4 protein-coding genes are annotated in these 3,547 nt (G+C 74.9%); 1 reads left to right on the top strand and 3 read right to left on the bottom strand.

The features are described 5' to 3' along the window. Positions 1-320 (bottom strand): cobalamin B12-binding domain-containing protein (locus H5J29_RS25465; RefSeq protein WP_181783553.1); only part of this gene is annotated, 320 nt, incomplete at its 3' end. Further along, the gene (locus tag H5J29_RS25460; protein ID WP_181783552.1) at positions 317-1,915 is read right to left on the bottom strand and encodes a PP2C family protein-serine/threonine phosphatase; all 1,599 of its coding nucleotides are present in this window, start codon (positions 1,913-1,915) and stop codon (positions 317-319) included. The genes H5J29_RS25460 and H5J29_RS25465, both read right to left, overlap by 4 nt. A gap of 225 nt (positions 1,916-2,140) precedes the next feature. Here H5J29_RS25460 and H5J29_RS25455 point away from each other — a divergent pair, with 225 nt between their 5' ends. Next, complete coding sequence (locus H5J29_RS25455) at positions 2,141-3,181, top strand: LLM class flavin-dependent oxidoreductase (protein WP_181783551.1); 1,041 nt, start codon at positions 2,141-2,143, stop codon at positions 3,179-3,181. On the opposite strand, the gene H5J29_RS25450 is transcribed toward H5J29_RS25455, so the two are convergent. After that, positions 3,178-3,547 (bottom strand): zinc-binding dehydrogenase (locus tag H5J29_RS25450; protein WP_181783550.1); only part of this gene is annotated, 370 nt, incomplete at its 5' end. The two genes, H5J29_RS25455 and H5J29_RS25450, sit on opposite strands and share 4 nt — an antisense overlap.

Raw genomic sequence — 3,547 nt, 5'->3', positions numbered from 1 at the left:
ACGCAGGCCACCGTGACGCGGCCGCGGTGCGGCTCCACCGGCGCCGCGGCCAGCGACAACGCGGTCACGGCCCGGTCGTTGATCGCGGTGGCGGTGTGCTCCTGCGCGACGTCGATGCGCGCCGCGGCCCATTCCTGGCCGACGCGGCGCTGCACGCCACCGATGAGGTCCACGAGCACGGACTCGGGCGACACCCCGTCGGCCAGCGCCGCCAGCACGGCGTCCGACGCCGCACGCGCGTCCCCGCCGAGTGCGGCGTCCCAGAGCTGCTCCAGCCGGTCGTCGGACGAGTCGTCGCCGAGGACGTTCGGTGAGCTCACGCGGTGTACCTCCCTGGTCCGTGCCCGTCCACGGCCGTGAGGTGCTGTCCGCGGGGAGCGGTGATGGCGAAGACGGCCATGTCGTCGGGTGTGGTGCGGCCCGCCCACTCGGCGGCGAGCATCTGCACCCGCTCGACGATGGCGTCCGCGGGCATGCCCGCGCACTCGGTCAGCACGCGGCGCAGCCGGTCCTCGCCGAAGAACTCGGAGCCGAACGGCCCGCCGCGGGCCTCGGTGATGCCGTCGGTGTAGAGCAGGCAGGTGTCGCCCGGGCCGAGGGTGACCTCGGCCGTGGTGGCCTCGATCTCGGCCATCGCGCCGACCAGGCTGCCCCGGGTGCCGACCTCCTCCACGCGGCCCGTCGCCCGCACGACCATCGGCGGCAGGTGGCCCGCGCTGGTCAGCCGCAGCCGCACGTTCGCGTGCCTGCGGGAGACGGAGGCGAGCACCATCGTGGCGAACCGGGTGTGCTCCGTGCTGAGCAAGGCCGCGTTGAGCATCCGGAGGATCCGCAGGTGATCGTCGGACATCGGCAGCAGGGCCCGCAGCGTGCTGCGGATCCGCCCGGTGAGCACGGCCGCCTCGAGACCCTTGCCGCAGACGTCCCCGAGCACGACGAGGGACTCGCCGTCCTCCGCGTCGGTGGGGTGGACGTCGTAGAAGTCGCCTCCGACCCTGTCCGCGTCGGACGCCGGGCGGTACCGCGCGGCCAGCTCGACGCCCGGCAGCTCGTGCAGCACGGGCGGCAGCAGCTCGCGGGTCAGGGTGTCGGTGACGAACGCCTGCTGGGCGAACATCTGGGCCGCCGACATCGCGACACCGACGCGCGCGGCGAACACCCGGGCCACGCGCTCGTCGTCCTCGGAGAACGCGGGGCTCGACGGACGGCGCAACAGGATCAGCGCGCCCGCGGCGACGGCGTGCCCGGGCAGGGGCGTGACGACGACCGAGCCGACCTGGCCGAACCCGTGCGGCACCAGCCAGCCCGGAACCCCGGACGGGTCCAGCCAGCGCGACGGGACCGGCGGGAAGCCCAGCAGCGCCTCCTGCAGGCCAGGCACGTCGTCCGGGGCGTGCTCGAGCCGGTCGTGGCGCACCGTGTCGTCGGTGGAGACCACGACGGGGGCCGCGCTGCCGGGCCCGACGACCCAGGCCGCGTCGGCGAGGTGGCGGGTGGCCAGCCGCGCGGCGACCTCCATGCAGCGCTGCAGGTTCAGCGACCCGAGCAGCTCGTCGGAGGCCTCGGAGAGGAACGTGGCGCGGGCCCGCGCCCGGTCGAGGTCCTCGCGGGTACGGGCGGCGTCGGTGTCGTCGAGGAACCACCAACAGACCGTGTCGTCCGGCAGCCGGACCGGGTGGGCGACGAAGCGGCGCTCGCCGAGCGGGCCCGCGACCGCCTCGTGACCGCGGAGCCACCGGGGAGTCGTGTCCGCGAGGAGGGACCCGGGGACGGCGGCGGGCAACAGGTCGCGGGAGCGGGCGTTCGCCGACCGCACCACGCCGGTCACGTCCACCACCAGTGCGGGCACGGCGGCGGACTCCCACGGCGTGCGGTCGCCGACGAGGAGCTGCTGGTCCTGATCGAGAGAAGTCACGTGGTCGGCACCGGGGACGGAGCCTCGCCACCCTCCTGAGTCGAGCGGCCGCAGGGGGCGACCACTGGGGTCCACCGGCCGGTCGAGACGCTGCCGGACGGCGGTCGTACGCCATCGGCGAGCACGCGGTCTGCACTCGTCGAGGATCACTGTAGCGTCCCCGGGAAGGCGTGGCGCGCTGGGCGCGTTGCCCGAACCGGATGCACGACGATCACAGGAGGCCGGATGTCCGGGCTGGCACTGCAACGACTGGGTTTCCTCACCATCGGCACGTTCGACCGGGACGACCCCGCGGCCGGGCACGAGACGACGTTGCAGATGATCGAGCTCGGCGAGCGGCTCGGCTACGACAGCGCCTGGGTCCGGCACCGCCATCTGCAGTACGGGGTGTCCTCGCCGGTGGCGCTGATCGCCGCGGCCACCCAGCGGACCAGCCGGATCGAGCTCGGCACCGCCGTGATCCCGCTCGGCTGGGAGAACCCGCTCCGGCTGGCCGAGGACCTGGCCACCGTCGACCTGCTGTCCGGCGGCCGGCTCAACCCGGGCGTGAGCGTGGGCCCGCCGATGCGCTGGGAGGACGTCCGCGACGCGCTCTACCCCGAGACCGCGGACGTGGAGGACTTCTCCCCCGGCAGGCTCCGTCGGCTGCTGGACCTGATCGCGGGCGAGCCCGCCAGCCCCTTCTCGGGCACCGCGGGTTTCGAGGTGTTCTCCGAGCGGGTCGAGCCGCACTCGCCCGGGCTCCGGCAGCGCATGTGGTACGGCGGCGGCAGCACGGCGTCCGTGCGACGGGGCGCGGAGCTGGGCATGAACCTGCTGACGAGCAACGTCATCCAGGCCGAGGAGGCGGGCAGGCCGGCCACCGAGGGGGGCGCCTGGGACTTCGGCGCGGTCCAGGCCGCCCAGATCGACACCTACCACGCCATCCGGCCGGAGGGCCGCGTCTCGCAGGGGCTGGTCGTGGTCCCCACGGACTCCGCCACCGCCGAGCAACGCGAGCGCTACCGCGCATACGGCGAGGCACGCACCCCGCGCACCGGCACCCCCCAGGGCCCCCGGGGCATGCTCTTCGCCCGCGACCTCGTGGGCACCTCGGAGGAGATCGCGGAGCGGCTGCGCTCCGACGCCGGCTTCCAGTGGGTCGAGGAGGTCGTCTTCGCCCTGCCCTTCGCCTTCCGGGCCGAGGACTACGAGCAGATCCTCACCGACGTCGCCACGCGGCTCGCCCCGCTGCTCGGGTGGAAGCCCGCCGACTCCGGCGACTAGGGCACCAGGACGACCTTGCCCTCGGCGTGCCCGGACTCGACGAGGGCGAGGGCCGCTCCCGCCTCGTCGAGCGGGAACACCTCGGTGACGTGCGGGTCCAGCTCCCCCGCCGCGACGAGGCGGACCAGCTCGGCGAGCACCAGGGTGCTGCGGTCCCGCACGACCTCGCCCCCGCCCAGCTCCGCGGCCAGGGCCTTGTCCGCCACCGAGCGGAGCCGGGAGCGATCCTCGAGCAGGGTGGCGACCTCGCGCAGCGGGTCCCCGCCGACCAGGTCGAAGACGGCGTCGACCCCGTCGGGCGCCGCCCCGCGGACCCGGTCTAGCACCCCGTCGCCGTAGGCCACCGGCACGCCGCCGAAGCGCTCG

Origin of the sequence: Pseudonocardia pini (genome assembly GCF_013870575.1) — a bacterium.
Classification (GTDB): domain Bacteria; phylum Actinomycetota; class Actinomycetes; order Mycobacteriales; family Pseudonocardiaceae; genus Pseudonocardia; species Pseudonocardia pini.
Note: the sequence above shows the minus strand (reverse complement) of the source record. Positions and strands in the feature narration are given on the sequence as shown.